The sequence below is a fragment of the Acetivibrio clariflavus DSM 19732 genome (assembly GCF_000237085.1).
Taxonomy (GTDB): domain Bacteria; phylum Bacillota; class Clostridia; order Acetivibrionales; family Acetivibrionaceae; genus Acetivibrio; species Acetivibrio clariflavus.
In genome coordinates this window covers 976,225-994,544 of record NC_016627.1, presented here as the reverse complement: position 1 = coordinate 994,544, position 18,320 = coordinate 976,225, and the positions used below count along the sequence as shown (strand labels likewise).

The following is an 18,320-nucleotide window of genomic DNA, read 5'->3' as shown; positions in this document are numbered from 1 at the left end:
AATTTCTTAAGCCTAAAAATTTACACTAAATAGTAAAGTAGGGGCTGTTGAACCATCCCCCGCTTTATGTTTTACCATTTATTAAAATGCATTCTGTCTTCAACATTAATTTTATGTTGTTCAATGGGCTTTACATTTTCGCTCGGATACCCTAACGCAAGATAACACGGAAATTCATAATTCTCAGGTATGTTTAAAACTTCTCTGATATGTTTTATCTCAGCATCAAAAGGAATCCTTGTTACTCCATATATGCCTTCACTAGCAGCAGCAATTAATATGTTTTCAATGCAGCACCATATTGAGGCAAAAGGATTTAATGCTGACAAGTTTACCGGTTTCAAAAGTGGCCAATCCTGACGAAAACACGGTATTATAAGGCATCCTGCAGTTAATAACATTTTGTACTGTTTGGGAATCGCATCAATATACGCTTCCCGCTGTATTGGGTCAGTCAGTCCCCATTCATCAATTATTCTTACCGAGTCTTCCTTTGTTGCATTTTTTACTATTTTATCAATGACTTCAAGCCTTTTTTCTTTGTCATTTATTATAATAAATTCCCATTGACGCAAATGGTTATTTGTAGGAGCTTGTAATCCCGCATCCAGAATTTTTTTTAATATTTTCTCATCAATGTCTTTATCTTTAAAATCTCTAACTGATCTCCTTGAATAAATAGCCTCATAAACATCCATATCAATTCCTCCTTAGAACCAAAGTATCATGTGACATAAAATATGGAATAGTTAGGAACGCCCCTATTTTACTTGTTTAATTTCCTATCCCAACTTTGGCATACCTTCTATTAGTTGTAATACCTTACTTTCATGTTTCCTACTGCTTTCAAATTTAAATTCTTCGCCAAAGTCTAAGCTAAAAAAACGTGCAAATAGCAACCCTGCCTTTATTAGCTCTGCTGATTTGATATGACTTGAAGTAGCTAAAAAATCATCCCACCTTTACTTATAAGTGTAGTAGGATGATGTTAAGCATTACTGATACGAGAAATACCATTGATAAATTGCTTGATGTTATCATTCAATGTTTTAAGTACAGTGATTTTTCTATCTTGTGCATGAGAAGATGCTATTTATCTTGTTCGTCCATATTATCTGTCATCTTTCGTTTTTTCTTCCGAAACATCAGAAAAAATCAAATTATATATTGATTTTTCCGAGCCTTCTTCAAGCACAGTAAGTTCTTGGATTAACTGCTTTTTTTCTTTATTGGGCACAGGAATTTGAGCAGTTCCAATCGATGGTTTAGACATATGTTTCTACCTCCCTTTACTTAAAGGCACATTATCCGTTTTCACTGCCTTCACCAGACTGAGGATTCCTATTGAACTCACCAAGTTCTGCATCAAGCTGTAAATAACTATCTTTGATATCCTTAACAACTCCATTATTTATTGCATCAAGAACATCCTTAATCCCACCGATATTCTCAAGAATGTGGTCAGTTTCTTGTTTGTAGGCGTCGGCACCTTCTCCCTTCCATTTGCTAAGTAAAGTTGCATTAATTTCATTGAACTTTTCCTTGATAGCATCAAATTCAGCAATAGCCTCCTGGCTCTTTTGCTCAAACTGTGAAATTTTATCAATATCCGCTAAAACAAAACCTGAACTACTCATAAATAATCCCCTCTCAATATTTTATAAATTTTAGCTTTAATAAATTATCTGCCTCAACATCGTAATAGTATCCATCACCTATTTCACACCTTGCATAATCCTCTTTTAAGGATTTGATGTCCATATTTCCAAATATAGTTTTTTGCCCGCGTTCTCCTGCAAATTCCGCAATATTATCAAGCAAAAAGGCTGTAGTAATAGTGTTATTAAAAAAGGAATTCTGTTCTGCATCGCCAATCTTTTGCACATCGGAAAATATAAATAAATACCCTCGTTCTTCCGCAACAGACACTAACTGAGGCAAAATAGTGTTAATAAAACGTTTGTTTTCATTCGCATTCAAATAAACCAATTTACTTTGTATTACAAACACCGTAAACGGTGCACGTTCAACATAACAGTCAGGTATCGTAAGATATTCTTTAGACGATATCTTACTAACTCCGTAGATATCTGCCATATAATTCGGTTTATCCAAGCTAATATGCTTCTCATTCAAGTATACATAGAATTGCTGAAGCGGCGATAGTTTTCTAGTTTTTTTCGAGTCATCGGTAAAACGCAATTCTATTTCTTCAAACTTATTTATCAACTTACAATTCAGTTTATCCTTTAAGTTATTATAGATTGGTTCGAGTTGATTTCTACCGTCATCAAAAAAAACAATTTCAGCTTCCTGTTTTTGCTGGGCAAAGCCGCTAAGCAACAGATTAAGCAAATTCGTCTTACCGAATTCCTTTTTGCCGTAAATTGCAATAACACGGGATTGTTCCAAATCAACCGTTACCGGATAAAAATTAACATAATCTAAGCCAACACTTACAGGAAGCTTATATTCCTTCGATTCGTTCTTGGGAGTTTGTTTAAGTCTTTCGTATTCCTCTCTTGTTAGTTCTTTAGGAAAAGTCCAATATTTTTTTACGCATTTTAGGTATTTTCCTTCTGAAAAATTAAATTTCTCTTTAATCTTTTCAGCAAAGCTTTCTTCTGTATCCCCGGCCCCATCTGCATTTTTCGGTTTATAAGGAAAAAAGCATTGGACTTCATAGGGTAAATTCATACGGAATGTACCCGTAATACCTTCCGGTTTAACCGTTACATTTGCAAATCCATGACCGGGATTATTGCCAATTAAACTTACCTTTCCGTTAAAAATTTCCGAATACTTGTCCATCGGCATTTCAAAAGCAATTTTTTGCTTAAAACTTCCGAGATAAGGTATTACACCTTTTGTATCAAGTGCTGTTATAACAATCGTAATGCCCTTTGACAATCCTTCACGGCATAATTTTGCCAGTTTTTCTTGATATGCTGTATATCTTGGTTCGTCTATAAAAGCATTAATATTATCAATTATAAAAGTAGTATGGGGAGGCTGAACTTCAGAATCTCGATAGTTTTTCCCGTTCAGCTCTTTTATGTTATCCCTTAGAATATTATCCAAAATCTTAAAAACACGCTTTACATACTCCTCATTTGAATTATCAAAATAAGCAGAAACCAAAGGTAAATCTTTACATTCAAATAAAGCACCGCCAAAATCGAGAATAAATATCTGCTCTTGTTTTTCGTCATATTGCTTATGAAGAATATTGATCAATGTTCTGATAAAGGTTGTTTTTCCGCTCATGGCAGCTCCAAACAAAGCTATGTTGGAATCCAGCAAATCAACAACAAAAGGCGGCTGTAGTTGAATTATAGGAATATCAAATCTGCCTAAGGTACACAGCATTTTTTCAATACCCAATTTTAATACCTCCATTTAGTCTCATCAAAAATCTTTTCCGGAAGCGGCGGTAAAAATATCTGACGAGGTTTTTCCATGTCTCTGCTTATCTCAATTATTGTATTGGTTATATATCTAAGCTGGGTATCATGCTCATTAATATTTTCATTCTTTTTCTTTTCCTTCTCATTATCTTTTTTTGAAGAATAAAAATCGGTATTAAATCTTCCTGAATTCGGAACCTGTGTTACTAGCACAGGAGCCTCGATATCCAGGTTTTTGTTGGAACCGGTATAGGCTGACTGGAAATATTCAAACCTCGTTCCTGTACCAACAAGTAAATATGCACGTCCATTCAGAGGCATCGTTGGTGCAGCTGCAGCCGGACTGCCTATCATTTCTTTTGATGCTTGTTTTGTTGCAACCTTAAGACATATTCTTGCTTTAGAGTTTACCCTAATATCATCTGTAATAGCACCTTCAATATTTTGCGAAACAAGAATTATATGAAAACCCAGTGTTCGCCCTACACGTGCAATTGTAGTAATTTCAGCAATGAAATCCGTGTCGTTGCTTTCATTGGAAAAACGCTTAAGCTCGGTAAACTCATCAACAACCAAAACAAGGTGAGAAAGGTAAGAAAACTCTTTTAAATCCTTATTTAATGCCTTAATTTGCTTCTCATTAAGTTTCTTTTTCAACTTCTCAATTGCCTCACCGGTATTAGGCTGATTTTCTAACTCCTTTATTTGCCTAATAACACGGAGTGCTCGGATATAAGAGTCAATATTATCCACTCCCAGGCTTGAGAGCAACAGCTTTCGTCTCTTAATCTCTGCATTAAGAGACTCAAGGAAACGTTTTAACATATATGCTGCAGAAGTACCTTCTTCCTCACCAGCGGTGTCGGTTACAACTCCAACACAATGAGGTAAATTCCCCAAACGATCAGAAAAACCTCCGCCCTTCATATCAACGAGCATTAAATTTAAATCCATCGGAGAAAATTTCATACACAAGCCAATCAAGTAAGTTATTATTGTTTCGGATTTTCCTGATCCAGTCGTTCCGGCAACAAGCATATGCGGTCCGTCTGCTTTCTCATACAAATCAAGATATATCGGACCATGCTCATTTTTTCCAATCGCTACACTAAGATTTCGGGTAACATCATTTTTCTCTATGTTCTTCCAATTTTCCAATATGTTTTTCTTTAATTCGCCTTTTTTTATTTTTTCTGAGTTATAACCATAAAGTTCAAACAAAGTTACCATTGAAGGAACTTTACCATTTTCGGCAATTCTCGTATAATAGATGGCACTTAACTGTTTAAATGCCAGATTGAATTTTTCCTTATACTTTTCTGCGTCAAATATGTAGTCGTTTTGAAAATGTTTATATTCAATTATTTTATCCGTATCATTAGCTTTAGAGATATCATCTTCTCCACCACTTAAAACATTAAGGGTTTCTCTGCTTAAGATATTATATCGTAAGCTGCATCTCCTTCCCTTCGGATTGTCTTTGTGAATTTCGACAATATTCCCGCAATACTTAGGCAATTTATCTTTAACCGGCTGTATGAAAATGAAAGTAAGCCCGTTAGAATTTACATAAGGTTCACCTTCTTTCGGTACCTCCGGCAAAAACTTCGAAAAACCGGTTTCTTTGATATTGTAGTCATAAAAGACAATACAAACAATTTGAGTATGCTTTTGATTTAAATTTAGTGATTCATTTTTTTCGCCATCAGATTTGACACGCTCGTTCATTATGCTAAGTAGCTGACCAAAGACAATACCGGCACTATCCTTATCAAATACGAACTGTGAAATTCCGTCAAAGAGTTCATTGGCATGGGGTAAATATTTATAATTTTGCAGAATTTCATTTTGCTTCGCTGGGTCATCTTCTTGTTCGAAGAAAAACACAAATTGCAAATCTTCCGGTGAATGATAATAAGCAAGTTCAAATATTATATGTTGAATAAAATTCTTTGATGTCTGGATATCATTAGAAATTACCCCCAAAGCACCACAAGATTTTAAATCCAGTAGCAGTGGAGGTTTGCTTCCGTCATCGCTTCTTAAATATTTAAAACCAATATCACCATCCTTATTGGCAAAATTATATGCCAAATCTGTAAGCATAAACTTATTTTTATCTTCTTCAGCTCTTTCATCCGGTGATAATTTTTTGCGTCTCTTTTCATCCTTCTTTGAAGGAATCAGTATTTCTATTCTATCTCCGATTTTTTTGTAGTATATATCGTAAAATATGTGGTCTTTTTTCTCGCTTTTTATCTCAAACAAGGGCTTAACTTCATCTGACATTCCAAGAGATATTACCATAAAGTCATTATCATTCTGCGAGCGTGAAAAAATGCTGCTGTTAATTTCAGCAGTATTCTTAAACAGTGTATCCATGTTCGGATATACACTGTTTAGATATTTTATATCACTTTTTTGCCACTCTTTTATTCTATTTATTATTCTATGAATATAATTCTCATAATTTTCTTTCCAAACCTTTACATCCTTTTTATAATTGTTTCTTTGCCTCATAAAATTATACATAGTAGTTACAAGTGCAACTATACCCATAGCTGCAGACATTAAAATCATAGTATTCCCCAAACTTGATGCTCTTGGGGCTAACAACATAATAAGATAGCGAGCCACTAGCATTCCACCGGTAGACAAAGCAGTGGGAATAACTACATCCAAGAAGGAAGATTTATCTTTTTTAGGCATCTCACCGTGAGGAATAATTTCAATTACCGATGGCTCAATAACATTCAAACGTCTTGTACTTATATTGTATTCTAAGGAATTATCCGATTTCAGTATGTAGCTGTTTTCAGTTTTTTGGAATAATGGCATAGGTATTACTTTGGTTTCCGTTGTGAACAAAACACAACTTGATGTTACAAATCCAAGTTCATCCAACTTTTTATTAAATATTTTTGTCCCGTCAATCTCTTCGGTGAAATCAATTATATTGAAGTCACCTTTTGCATTGTATAATACTTGTAACTCTTTACGAGTTTTTAAATATTTTTCAACAAGATTAAAGTGCTTTTCATAACCATTTGCTTTTTTTAATCCGTAATATATCGCTTCAATAAGTGCTTTAAGAGTAATATCCTTTAGAACAAGAAAAGATAACTCATCAGAAAAACTATCACTTTTAAATTTAACTGAAATTATAATCTCATTGTTTTTCATAAATTTGATCCTTCCAAAGCTCCTTAATCTTCATTCGTTGTTGGAAACAGTTGTTTTAATTTCTCATAGGCATCAGGAATATTTATAACAACTCTGTCCGGTAATCCTGAAACTTTGCTATAAATTTTTTCAAAGGGTTTGATGTTAATTCTCGGTGGCTCAGTAGCAACAATATTCTCCTTTGCTATTTCCAATTGCTTAAAATTCTTAGCCACAATACCCACCTTTTCAACCCTCGGCAAATCAGACCTCTTTAATTCAGGTCTTTCAAAAGACTTTATTCCTCTATCTAATCTTTCGATAGAAGGTAAGTCAGGAACCTGAAATTCTTGTATTTCAAAAGACTTTATCTCGCTTTCTAATCTTGCAATTGAAGGTAAATCGGAAAATTGAATTTCCGGTCTTAAAAATTCTTTCGATTCAACCCTGATTTTTGGATTTTTAGGCAAATACGGTTCAGTAACTTCTGTTTTCTTAAATACACGGGTATTAATACTCGGTTTTACAACTACCGGTAATTCAGCATTGGACTTCTCAGGCCTTTTAAATACCGCTTCAACTTGCGATATATTGGGTAATTTAGGCAAATCAGCCTGAATTGTTTTTTCTTTTTCTAAATAATTAATATCAATATGGGGCTTGGCTACTTGAGGCAACAAAACATCATTCTTTTCCGGATTTTTATAATCTTTTATATCATCAAAACAAACAGCCACTTGAGGTAAATCATAGAAATTTTTTTCCGGCATATCAAAAGAATTTAACTCTATTCTTGGCATTAACACATCCGGCATACTTTCTTTTATATCAGAATAATCAAAACCTACCGATTTAAAAGAAAAATCTATTTGAGTTGTAGGTTTCATAACATTCGGCAAATTTGATTTAACCTCTCCTGCCCCTTTGTAGTCTTTAACTGAGATATTTAATTTTGCAACCTCAGGAAAATCAGGTTGCTTTCTTTCAGTGTTTTCAAAGTGCTTCTCGGGAATAACGGGTTTACTAACGGAAAATACTTCCGGTCGAATGTCCTCTACCTTTTTTATATGGTCAACATGAATATCAGGTCGCTTTGAAATTACAGGCAAAATAGGTTCAATCGGTTCAGCCATTTCCAACGTTTTAACTTGAAGCTCAGGCTTGACTATCGGATCACAAACAGACCTCTCATATTCCGGCCTAATAAAAGGTTTAATTTCAATTCCATTTATAACTGAAATTGGTTCCAATTTAGGTTCATAAGGCGGAATATCGGCTTTTTCATGTGCCTCAATCCTTTCAACAAAAGCAACCCTTTGTTGATATATATAAAGTTCTTTTTCATATTGTTTCCTCTGTTTGTCATCAAGCAAAGCTATTTCTTCATCGCTAAGTATTCTAAATGCCATAACAAAGCCACCCTTCACATAAAAAATCTCATATAGCCCTAACCATGTTATAATGGTTAAGGCTAATTTTAATCCCCTTCTCTACAATTAGCCGCCACTTATACTTTGTGCTATTTGCTCATCGACTTTCTCAAAATTCTCTCTGTTAGCTTCAAGTAATTGAGACATACCATCAATTGCAGCAGGCAAATCTTCAACTACAAATTTATACACATCAGTATCAACGAAATTTTTGAGTGCATCCTTTGTCGCACCTTCCATTTCGTTAATAGCATTATTAAAATCTCTAATAAAAGCTTCACCTGCGGCTTTATATTGCTTGGAAATATCAGCAATTGCTTGTACTGCAGAAAGCATACCTGCATTAACTATTCTACAACCTGCCATTATTAATCACTCCTTCTTATTGTTGTCTGTTTCCTTCACCAAGTTGGTCATCCAAACCGCCAACGTCCGGAATGGCCTTTAAAGTTTCTTCCACAATTTGCTTCAACGTGTCTAACAACTTGGTCAAACCCTCGCCAATAGCCGGTTCAATGCTGTTATCATAAAAATATTTGAAACCATCCGCTGCACTACCGCTGAAGCTAGTTGAAAGCAATGTACTTATTGTTTCACTTAATTGTGTGTGTAAATTGTTTGTGTTTGCTCGGTACTCCTCAATCACACTCAATGCATTTCTAAGCATCTCAGGTGTCATATTCACAGTACCTGTACTTCCCATTGCCATAGATAACCCTCCTTAAATTAATCAAATTTAATATCTTGGTTAAGTTGTTCAAACTTAATAAAGATGTCTTTATAATAGCCTGTTCCGATTATCTCGTTTAGAGTATCGGAAACATGCTCAATTACAAGTAAAAGGTCTTCAATTGGTTTAATCAGGACTTCCTCTGCAGTTATTTCAACTTGCCTTCCGGCAGGAGTATCCAGCGCTGTTGTCAATTCTCTGTACATTACTTTTAGCTTTGTTTTAAGAGCTTCTGTCCTAGTTTTTAACGCTTTCATTTCAGATGATGCGGTATTAAAAGCCGTATCATCAAGAAGTATATCTTGTGATAATCCCAACATTAATCACCCCCAGATTTGGCTTCATTAATTTTTTCAAGTAATGAATTTTTTACTTCTTTCGATAAAAGATTGCAAAGCTGTTCGGCTTCATCATAACGTCCAATATCTATATAACATTGAACACGGAAAGTAACAGCCATTAGATCGGTTGGATCTTTTATCATAGCATTTCTAAAGAATTTAATTACTTCTTCATATTTTTCTGTCCAATCCGGTAAACCGAGTTCCTTCATGGCATTAGCTTCAGTATATTTTCCTATGTAATTGCTATGAGTATTCTCACTAGCTTGTAATTTTCTAGCATACTCAATAACTTTGTCAAAATCCTTCTTTACTGTATACGCTCCAATATATAGTCTGTTTATTTGGTCTATATTTTCAGTTGAATATTCAACTTGCTCAAATTCGTTGAACTTATATGCTTCTGCATTATCCTGTTCATTATTCTGCGGTTCGTCTTCGATTTCTGTTAAGTATTCCCTATTGCCCTCTTCATCCGGTTCAATACTCTCAACCATTTCTTCCAAGCCATAATCGCCAAATTGATCTTCAATTTTTTGCCTATCGGCTTCAATCATGTCTTCGATATCATACTCGGTCAATGTAGCAGGTTCATAAGTTTTTATAATTATCTCAAAGCCGTTGTTATATGCCCCAATAGGGTTTTGTGCAGCATTAAGACACTCTATGGTCCTGTCGGGATCTTCAAGCTGTAGATATAACTCTGCTGCATTAATGTAACTTTCAATTACATCTTTCACAGTTGGTTTTACAAATTTTAATGCTTTTTCGATTATGGCAAGGGCATCTCTAAAATGCTCTTTATCATTATCCTCTTTGTATTTTTCTAGCTCAAAAGTCATACAATCAAAATAGAAATCCATTGTAGGTGCTGCATATTTTTTTGCCCTTTCAATTTCTTTCTGTGCAGCATCCAAGCGCTTTGCCTGAATCAATAGCTTTAATGCAATTTTATAACCGGTATATTCAGACGGAGCAATTAACTTAATCTGATTAGCTGTCAATAGCCCATTCCTAATGTCATTCTTTATACCGTATATAATAGCTTTTCGCTGAAGAATATCAATATCAGGGCCAATAAGCTGCTCCGCTTTACTTAAGTTTACAAGAGCATCATCGTATCTTCCTATATCAAAACAAAGAATACCGAGCAAATTATAAAGCTGGACAAGATTTTCCGGAACACAACCCAATTCTTCCGCTTTGGCAAGATTTTTTAAAGCATCGGCCAATTTTTCAGCAGCAGCTAAAGCAAAGCCAAGGTCAAAATACCTGTTGCCATTGTTTGGATCATATTTAACAGCTAAACTGTAGTTTTTTACAGCATCTTCATAGCGATTCAATGACATACAAGCGTTTCCGGCACATTTATATGCGTCCGGGTTAGTCTTGTCTAAAGATATTGCTTGATTTGCCAATCTCAAAGCTGTTTCGTTTTCTTGATTCAGAAATGCAAGATGCGAATCAGCTATTATCTCCTTAACGTTCATATGTTACCTCCATAAAGTTCTTTCTCAATAATGGAATTCTTGTGACCTAATATATAATCCAAGCAATTTCCAACATATTTATCAACTCAGTTTATAAAAACATCGCAAAGCCCGCTTTTCTCTCAATAAGTCTTTAATAATAGCATTTATCATTATTATAGTATAGTAAATTTTGTAAGCTTAAAATAAAATCAAATGTATTTTTTTAATCGCTCAATCTCCAAACGATTATAATCAGTCATAGCTAAAAAACTCTTTAAAATTGGGAAACTTCTCTACTTCTCCGCCAGCAAACCAAATAACAATTCCAGGATGAGATGATGTTTCTCGGGTTATTACAAATAAGTCTATATCTTCACGCGTAGCTGCAATCGGTAATAATTCCTCTTTTAAAAATCCTGAAGTTTCAGATAACTTAGCAGCATCATCCATTACATCAAGGTTTCTCAAAACATAATCCATCAAGCTCGAACCAATCAAATCTCCTGTGCCAAACAAATCAATTGTATGCAGAAAACCTTTCCAGCCATTTGCACACATCAAAAATTCCCTATAATCTTTATCAATACTGTGACCTAAATATTTTTCAGCTGAGGCCAACTGTTCTTCAGTTGCTGCAATTTCAGGAAGGTAGTGTGGCCAAATACCCATTTTATCAAGTCGTTGTATTTCCTGTTTCACCAACACCATAACAGATATTTTATCTTTCCAATCTTTTAAGTTTGATTCTTTTTCATCTTTCATCTTTTTCTCCTGTTATTTTTCGTTATTCCAACTTTTTTGTACATTTAAAGTATATACTTCCATCCAATTACAGCTCTACTCTTTAGCAAAACCGTTAACGACAGGTTCCGCCAAAACACCCCAGATAGATTGGAAAATATCATATAAAAATGGACTTTTATAAACAAGCTTCGTTGGTTGATAACCAATAGGATAATTAAGTGCCTGACGACCAAGACTAAGATTAACCGAAAGATCTAAATCTAACCAACTGTATGGTTGTGGAGTACCAGTCCATGTTGTATCAGGTACGTGACCGGCATGTCCTTGTATGGCCTCCCTGATGCTGCAGCAAGTGCTCTTTTTAACCTCGCAGCTGCGCTAACATCAAGACTAAGTTAAGCTTGAGTTGATACCCTTCCGGTTGAAGATAATACTCCAGCTTTTAAAGCTTTATTACAACCCTTAACATATGCTTTCGTTTGAGCAATCGTTCTAGCATTCATATTATCCTTAGGTGTAGCGAATTCAACAGGGCCTCTATTTGTGCTTATACCCTTACTGAAGTTTAAACTCAATGCTCTAAAGCTCTTAGCAAGGCCATGGAAAGCACCAGCGAACAAGGCACCTAATATAGCAGAAAATCCTATATTAAAAATCACTTGTCCAAACGAAATATTTTCGCCTTTAATTAAAATATCACCAAAATCACTAATTAGCGAAGCTCCACCAGCTGAAACTACTCCATCTTCAAATCCCTCCCAGAACGAAATGCCTCTTAATGCAGTAATCGTTCCTCCAAGAATTCCCCCATCAAAGTGCCTAATATTACACCCTTTGTCATAAATACCAAAATAGGTGCATCTATTGAAATACATGTTAAAACCACGATTGCTGCAAAAGCAATTATTATTGTAACAATAAGTTTCCAGTGTTCCCTACACCACTTTACAACTGATGCACAAGCATCGCAAAACCTTTCCCATCTGCTTTTCTCGCAATCAGTCTTCAAATAATATTCTTCATAGAAATCATATTTTCGTTCATAGATAACAGCGGCTGCTTCTCCATCGATACGGACAACATCTGACATGAACTCTTCACTGTTATTGCTGAATGTTTCAAGCGAAATGATTTTATTTTCCTGGGTCTGAGAAGAGGTCTGTATGGAACTTATAATATTGTCCAAATTACATACACTTTTATTAATAGATAGAGATTTTGTCTTAAGTGCGAATAATTCAGATTTATAATCAACTACTGAATTTTTAATATCACTTATCAATCCCGGCATTTGATTGATTCTATTGGCATAAAGCGCTATAGTCGCCATTTAACTCCCCCAAATATCGTACTAAACCGCCTCATTCATTTTACGTCTATAATACTCCATATCATATGAGGCATTTGTCTTAATTCTCTTCCACTCTTGCAAACTAGCCTCTGTCGCCGTTATTCTATTATTTATATCATCCAATTCAGCTTCAGCTTGCTGTAATTGCTTTTTCAAATCTATAATTTTTGCATTCAAGTTACTTTTTTTGTTTTAAGGTTTGAAAATATGTTGTTCAATATCCGTTTTGTATTTGTCATTTCATTGTTGTAGACTTCGTTTAGATTTTTGTTGATTACATTGCTAGAACTGACCATACTGCAATAATTAATAGATGCTTGGTTGGTTTTGTTGGAAATGTCGGCAATTTTTTTATTAAGATCTCCTTCACTCTTTATTATTTGAGTTACTCCATCAAGGGCTTCCTCATGGTTTTTGATATCGATTTTAAGTTGATTGATAAGATTGATTTTTTGCTGACGTTGTTTTTTTAATTCATTTATTCTATTCTGACAGTTGCTAATTTCTGAACAAGCTTCATAATATCTGCGTCTGGCATTGTTATAATAATAACTGTAATCCAAAGCAATCCCCCTTCCAAGACAAAACAACTTAATCTTTCCCCATCAAGCAAAACACAAAATCTTATAGCAATTATAAAATATTGCTTTATTTTCTCTTTTTATTTATCTACTAAATCAGAACATTCAAAAAAACTGTATCCCCTTATTCTACCTTGCTTGGTAATGTTATAATATAGGTTTAGCATAAAATCAATTAAAATCACATTCTTTGTGAATCAAAGTATTACTTAAAAGTTAGATTTCACAAAAACTGGACACAAATAAGTTAGATTTTCTTTCATATTTGCGTAATTGATAGTAATATCATTTACAGCATGCTTTTATATAGAATTAATTCAAAAGTAATATTAAATTCTTCAAATGAAATCTTACTTTCTTTAAGTCCGTCTAATCCACTACTTCTTACTCTTCATCTTCATAATCATACTCTTCTTACAAAATAAAGCATTTATTTAATTTAGCTTAGATAATAATTGGTAAAATATATGCCTGCTCAGCAATTAGCAAGCATAAAGTATTATTAATTGGAGTACCAACTGTATATATCACTGTTCTATGTAAATCAGCTAGTACACGCATCATAGAGTTTCATCCTTTTCATTAACAGCACTTTTAACAATAGATAAAAATTCTAAATAAGATTCTTCAATAAAATTATATCTTGATAATGCGTCTTTTAATCTATCAAATTTTAAACTGTTATCATATTCATAAACACACCAACTATTATTTTTTAACCACTTTACAAAACCATCAATCATTAAAGTTCCCTTCTATATCGTCTTTTTAATCTTATTTATTATTTTCCTCTGTAATGCTGTAACTTTACTGTGCATAGGATTTTTATTGAACAAAGTTTCTCCAGTTGGTGTTAGTTTTTGCCCTGTCGGACCACCAAGCGCCAAACCATGTGGATGATGTCCTGCACTCTCCCCTGATAATTTTCTAATCTGTGCTACTTCTTCTGGTGTTCGATAAAATACTTGTGTATTATCTAGATCAATTTTCCGCCACTCTGGGCTATCATCTAACCATTCAGATAATGTTTTGGATGGTCTTCCTCCATCAACATAATTATTTGCATTATGAACCAATACCCCATTATCACCAACATGGTAAGTATGAAAATCATCAACTTAAAAGTTGTAAACCTTAACAGGCTCATCGGTCATTTCAAGCTTCTTGTCTTCCACTATCAAAATATTGCCTTGAGAATCAAGCAGCTTATCACCTACTTGCAGCTTTCCGGCCTCAACAAAACCAACATCTTTAACATAAAACGGATGTTCAAAGGTTGTTTTAAATAACTCTCCGTTGATTGTCAAATGTAAAAGCTCTCTTGTCTCTCGTATGTAAGTTTCAAGCACTGTCTTCTCAGCTACTTCAAAAGTCTCCGGATTTGTTGAAATTACCTTGTCGCCTACCTTTATATTCTCTATTGCTACTAATCCAACCGAAGTCAATATCATTGTTCCTGCAACAAAACACTTCATTGTAGATGCTGCTCCAACTGTAAAAACTGCAAGTGCATTAACAAATATTTGGAACCCGTTATATAGCGCACTGGAATGCATCTGCTGATTAAATTTAACCAACGGATTAGTTGGATCAAATAAAGATATTCCCAAAGCTAATAAATCGAATCCATCCATTCCAAGGGAAATAGCTGCTGATACTTTTGATGTAAGGATCGCCTAAATTATCTTCAAACCTGACTCTGTCGCAAATATTCTATTATTTATATGCTGTAATTCATATTCTGCTTGTTATCATTAATTTTTTTCAATTATTTTCTCAGCTTTATTATCTCGGCATTTAAGCTGTTCTTTTGTTTTAGATATTAAATATTTAATTTAATGTTCATTTTTTATTCATCATTACATTGTTCTAAACTTCGTTTAGATTTTTCCTTAGTTACATTGTCCAAATCGCTATATTACTATAATTATAATTATGCAATTAATGGATACTTAGATGTCTTTTTCAAAAATGTAGAGAATTCCATTATTGATTTCTTCCTCGATGTTTATTATTTAACTTATTTTCTCAAGAGCTCCCTACTGCTTTTTATATTAAATTTTAAGATGTTAATTAGTATTTTTAGTTACTTATTTCCGTAATTGCTATTTTTACAGTTTCCAATTTCACAAAAATCATTTTAATATCACGTCTAGCATCACTATAATAATGACTATTTCTTACCAAAAACATAATATAAATAATCTCAGTTCTTTCTCTACATTAAACTGAATACAAAACCTTATAATATTCAAAAATCACCTGTTCCTTTTTTACTTTATCCGAACTGCAAACTCAGAGCATTTAAATAAGTATTTCTGTAACCTCCAATTCTATTTCTCTGTGAAATATTTACCATAAATTTATAGAGGAAAACCAAAGAATTCAACAAAATTATGAACTGTGTAAATTGGAGATTTTACAAAGATTTATTGTACTATAACATAGCCTTTCTAATACTAATTTCTTCAGAAATACTTTTTAAAACTTTCACAAGTTTGCTGAATTTGAATTTAAAAGTGTCTTTTTGAAAGTTACAGATAGCTATAGGTAGTAATAAAAAGTTTGTAAGGAAGATTTTATTTCCATTTTGACAGAGTAAGTTTCAAATTTTTTATCTTTGAAACTATACTCTGTCAAATATTCAAATTATATATGATTCTGTATTCAGAAATGAAAACTTTATACACAATGCTTACCCATCATTAATCTTATACACACTCTATTAAAACATGTCTTTTTTACAGAACTACTTCAAAAGTAATATTAATTTCTTCAAATGAAATCTTGCTTTCTTTAAGTCCCTCAGGTTCTCTACTTTCTATCATATCTATTTCATCTTTTGATAGTATTATCTTATCTTTAGGATTAGCGATTTTACGAACATATATCGATTTTAACAAGCTAACTTGAACATCTGACATATCATAATATTCTATCCACCCATTAACTGCAGAATTAAAGTCACTAATTTGTCTTTCTAATAGAAAACCACCATTTTGCCACATATCCTCAAATGAGTCTATTGTAAATAGTTTATTTTCATATCCCCAAAAAGCAGTCGTAATAACTGGTAATATCTTCTCATCAACCTTATCCAATAAGTATTGTAGGGTTTCAGCCTCTGCTAACTTAACAATTTCATCGGAAGCACTTTGGAAATATTTTATGTAATTAGTTGCATCTCCCAATATACGGCTACTATGCTCATTTCGAAAAGCCCCAATACAATATTGCGGATGGAAAGTAATTGTACCTCTAGTACCCGAACTATCCTGAACACTATAATTCATTCCATCCCAAGAATGTTCATTTGAAAGTTCAGGATAATGTGCAACCATAATTGCATGTGCAATTGAAGCTAAAATACACCCTTTCCATAGCTGATTTTTGGTCCATTTAATCTCGTTTATATTCATTATTTCGCCCCTCACTTATTCATTAGAGTTTATCTGATTTTAATCTATTCTGTTTGCGCGACAACACTTGAGCATTACTATAACTGTTAGTTCCGCCTTTGCTTTTAGGAATTATGTGATCTATTTGCCATTCATTATCTGGTGGAACAACTCCTTTCTGACTTTTACTTGGCCTAACTAGCTCCCCCTTGATCACATCATTCGGGTCGTCAGATAAAACAATACCACCATTTCTTTCTTTATTGGCTTTAATTATTTTTTCCTTTTGTGCAGGTGTAAAATCCTTCCCTTCTCCAACGTTTTTCGGATCCTCCAAATGAGAATACGGTCCCGTTGGCTTATAGTCCGCATTATGGACCAATACTCCATTATCTCCAACATGGTAAGTATGGAAATCATCAACTTAAAAGTTGTAAACCTTAACAGGCTCATCGGTCATTTCAAGCTTCTTGTCTTCCACTATCAAAATATTGCCTTGAGAATCAAGCAGCTTATCACCTACTTGCAGCTTTCCGGCCTCAACAAAACCAACATCTTTAACATAAAACGGATGTTCAAAGGTTGTTTTAAATAACTCTCCGTTGATTGTCAAATGTAAAAGCTCTCTTGTCTCTCGTATGTAAGTTTCAAGCACTGTCTTCTCAGCTACTTCAAAAGTCTCCGGATTTGTTGAAATTACCTTGTCGCCTACCTTTATATTCTCTATTGCTACTAATCCAACCGAAGTCAATATCATTGTTCCTGCAACAAAACACTTCATTGTAGATGCTGCTCCAGCTGTAAAAACTGCAAGTGCATTAACAAATATTTGGAACCCGTTATATAGTGCACTGGAATGCAGCTGTTGATTAAATTTAACCAGCGGATTATTTGGATCAAATAAAGATATTCCCAAAGCTAATAAATCGAATCCATTCCAAGGGAAATAGCTGCTGATACCTTTGATGTAACCGATATTGCCCTACCTAATTTACTTAAACATTGTATACTCTTCCCTACTGCAGCACCTAAAGCACCTAGTCCAGCACATGCAGCTCCGGTTAGCGCTCCTGTAAGCACTCCGGTAAACGCTCCATCCGCAAAACCTTCTAAAAACGAACCTCCATTCATCACAGACATGATTCCGCCCATGATGCCGCCTATCAAACCTCCAGACAAAGCACCCCAGAACGCACCTGCTAATATAACTCCTAATATTCCGCCTGTCAATGCTGCCGCAATTCCTAAACCTACCACAATTACAACAGCAATTAAAATTTTCCCAATTGATTGCCAGTTTTCTCTACACCAATCTACAACCGATTTGCAAGTATCGCGAAATTTCTCCCAACCACTTTTCTCGCAATCAGGTTTTAAATAATAGTATTCTTCATAGAAATCATCTTTACGTTCATTAATGACAGCAGCTGCTTCTCCATCAATACGTACCGCTTCTGATATGAATTCTTCGCTTTTATTGCTGAATGTTTCAAGCGAAGTAATTTTCTTTTCCTGAGTCTGAGAAGACGATTGTATGGAACTTATAACGTCATCTAAATTACATACACTTTTATTAATATTTAAAGCTTTTGATTTTAGCGACGATAATTCTGATTTATAATCGACTACAGAATTTTTAACATCTTTTATCAACCCAGGCATTTGATTGATTTTATTGGCATACAACGCTATAGTAGCCATTTT

The 18,320-nt window shown here is 34.0% G+C and carries 18 protein-coding genes and 2 pseudogenes; all 20 read right to left on the bottom strand.

Features of this window, described 5'->3' with window-relative positions; all coding sequences use genetic code 11:
- Nucleotides 1-71: 71 nt before the first annotated feature.
- Nucleotides 72-698, bottom strand: a complete 627-nt coding sequence (locus tag CLOCL_RS04180) for a nitroreductase family protein (RefSeq protein ID WP_014254175.1) — start codon at nt 696-698, stop codon at nt 72-74.
- 413 nt (nt 699-1,111) lie between these two features.
- Nucleotides 1,112-1,273: a hypothetical protein gene (locus CLOCL_RS22415; protein ID WP_014254174.1), complete on the bottom strand. Its 162-nt coding sequence runs from the start codon at nt 1,271-1,273 to the stop codon at nt 1,112-1,114.
- A gap of 31 nt (nt 1,274-1,304) precedes the next feature.
- Complete coding sequence (locus CLOCL_RS04175; RefSeq protein ID WP_014254173.1) at nt 1,305-1,637, bottom strand: WXG100 family type VII secretion target; 333 nt, start codon at nt 1,635-1,637, stop codon at nt 1,305-1,307.
- A gap of 13 nt (nt 1,638-1,650) precedes the next feature.
- A complete protein-coding gene (locus CLOCL_RS04170) occupies nt 1,651-3,384 on the bottom strand; it encodes an FtsK/SpoIIIE domain-containing protein (RefSeq protein WP_085951481.1) in 1,734 nt (577 codons plus the stop codon).
- Between the two features lie 2 nt (nt 3,385-3,386).
- On the bottom strand, nt 3,387-6,590 hold the full coding sequence (locus tag CLOCL_RS04165) for an FtsK/SpoIIIE domain-containing protein (RefSeq protein ID WP_014254171.1): 3,204 nt from the start codon (nt 6,588-6,590) through the stop codon (nt 3,387-3,389).
- A 23-nt stretch (nt 6,591-6,613) separates the two neighbouring features.
- Nucleotides 6,614-7,978, bottom strand: a complete 1,365-nt coding sequence (locus CLOCL_RS04160) for a hypothetical protein (protein ID WP_014254170.1) — start codon at nt 7,976-7,978, stop codon at nt 6,614-6,616.
- Between the two features lie 87 nt (nt 7,979-8,065).
- Nucleotides 8,066-8,365: a hypothetical protein gene (locus tag CLOCL_RS04155; RefSeq protein WP_014254169.1), complete on the bottom strand. Its 300-nt coding sequence runs from the start codon at nt 8,363-8,365 to the stop codon at nt 8,066-8,068.
- A gap of 16 nt (nt 8,366-8,381) precedes the next feature.
- The gene (locus CLOCL_RS04150) at nt 8,382-8,708 is read right to left on the bottom strand and encodes a WXG100 family type VII secretion target (protein WP_014254168.1); all 327 of its coding nucleotides are present in this window, start codon (nt 8,706-8,708) and stop codon (nt 8,382-8,384) included.
- A 17-nt stretch (nt 8,709-8,725) separates the two neighbouring features.
- Nucleotides 8,726-9,049, bottom strand: coding sequence for a hypothetical protein (locus tag CLOCL_RS04145; RefSeq protein WP_014254167.1), 324 nt, complete (start codon nt 9,047-9,049; stop codon nt 8,726-8,728).
- A complete protein-coding gene (locus tag CLOCL_RS04140) occupies nt 9,049-10,560 on the bottom strand; it encodes a tetratricopeptide repeat protein (RefSeq protein ID WP_014254166.1) in 1,512 nt (503 codons plus the stop codon). The genes CLOCL_RS04145 and CLOCL_RS04140 overlap by 1 nt, the downstream gene beginning before the upstream one ends.
- 234 nt (nt 10,561-10,794) lie before the next feature.
- Nucleotides 10,795-11,304, bottom strand: coding sequence for an SMI1/KNR4 family protein (locus tag CLOCL_RS04135; protein WP_014254165.1), 510 nt, complete (start codon nt 11,302-11,304; stop codon nt 10,795-10,797).
- 377 nt (nt 11,305-11,681) lie between these two features.
- The gene (locus tag CLOCL_RS22410) at nt 11,682-12,161 is read right to left on the bottom strand and encodes a hypothetical protein (protein ID WP_169313374.1); all 480 of its coding nucleotides are present in this window, start codon (nt 12,159-12,161) and stop codon (nt 11,682-11,684) included.
- Entirely contained in the window at nt 12,062-12,616 is a 555-nt protein-coding gene (locus CLOCL_RS04130) for a hypothetical protein (RefSeq protein WP_014254164.1), read from the bottom strand. The genes CLOCL_RS22410 and CLOCL_RS04130 overlap by 100 nt, the downstream gene beginning before the upstream one ends.
- A gap of 21 nt (nt 12,617-12,637) precedes the next feature.
- On the bottom strand, nt 12,638-12,814 hold the full coding sequence (locus CLOCL_RS23010; RefSeq protein ID WP_245532841.1) for a hypothetical protein: 177 nt from the start codon (nt 12,812-12,814) through the stop codon (nt 12,638-12,640).
- On the bottom strand, nt 12,811-13,200 hold the full coding sequence (locus CLOCL_RS04125) for a hypothetical protein (RefSeq protein ID WP_245532840.1): 390 nt from the start codon (nt 13,198-13,200) through the stop codon (nt 12,811-12,813). The genes CLOCL_RS23010 and CLOCL_RS04125 overlap by 4 nt, the downstream gene beginning before the upstream one ends.
- Before the next feature lie 578 nt (nt 13,201-13,778).
- Complete coding sequence (locus CLOCL_RS04120; RefSeq protein ID WP_014254162.1) at nt 13,779-13,961, bottom strand: hypothetical protein; 183 nt, start codon at nt 13,959-13,961, stop codon at nt 13,779-13,781.
- A gap of 12 nt (nt 13,962-13,973) precedes the next feature.
- Nucleotides 13,974-14,888, bottom strand: a pseudogene (locus CLOCL_RS23005) (polymorphic toxin-type HINT domain-containing protein); the annotation flags it as partial.
- 1,071 nt (nt 14,889-15,959) lie between these two features.
- The gene (locus CLOCL_RS04110; RefSeq protein WP_014254161.1) at nt 15,960-16,637 is read right to left on the bottom strand and encodes a hypothetical protein; all 678 of its coding nucleotides are present in this window, start codon (nt 16,635-16,637) and stop codon (nt 15,960-15,962) included.
- 22 nt (nt 16,638-16,659) lie between these two features.
- Complete coding sequence (locus CLOCL_RS23000) at nt 16,660-16,833, bottom strand: HNH endonuclease (protein WP_245532882.1); 174 nt, start codon at nt 16,831-16,833, stop codon at nt 16,660-16,662.
- A gap of 137 nt (nt 16,834-16,970) precedes the next feature.
- Nucleotides 16,971-18,317: pseudogene (locus tag CLOCL_RS22745) on the bottom strand (HINT domain-containing protein); the annotation flags it as partial.
- Nucleotides 18,318-18,320: the final 3 nt, after the last annotated feature.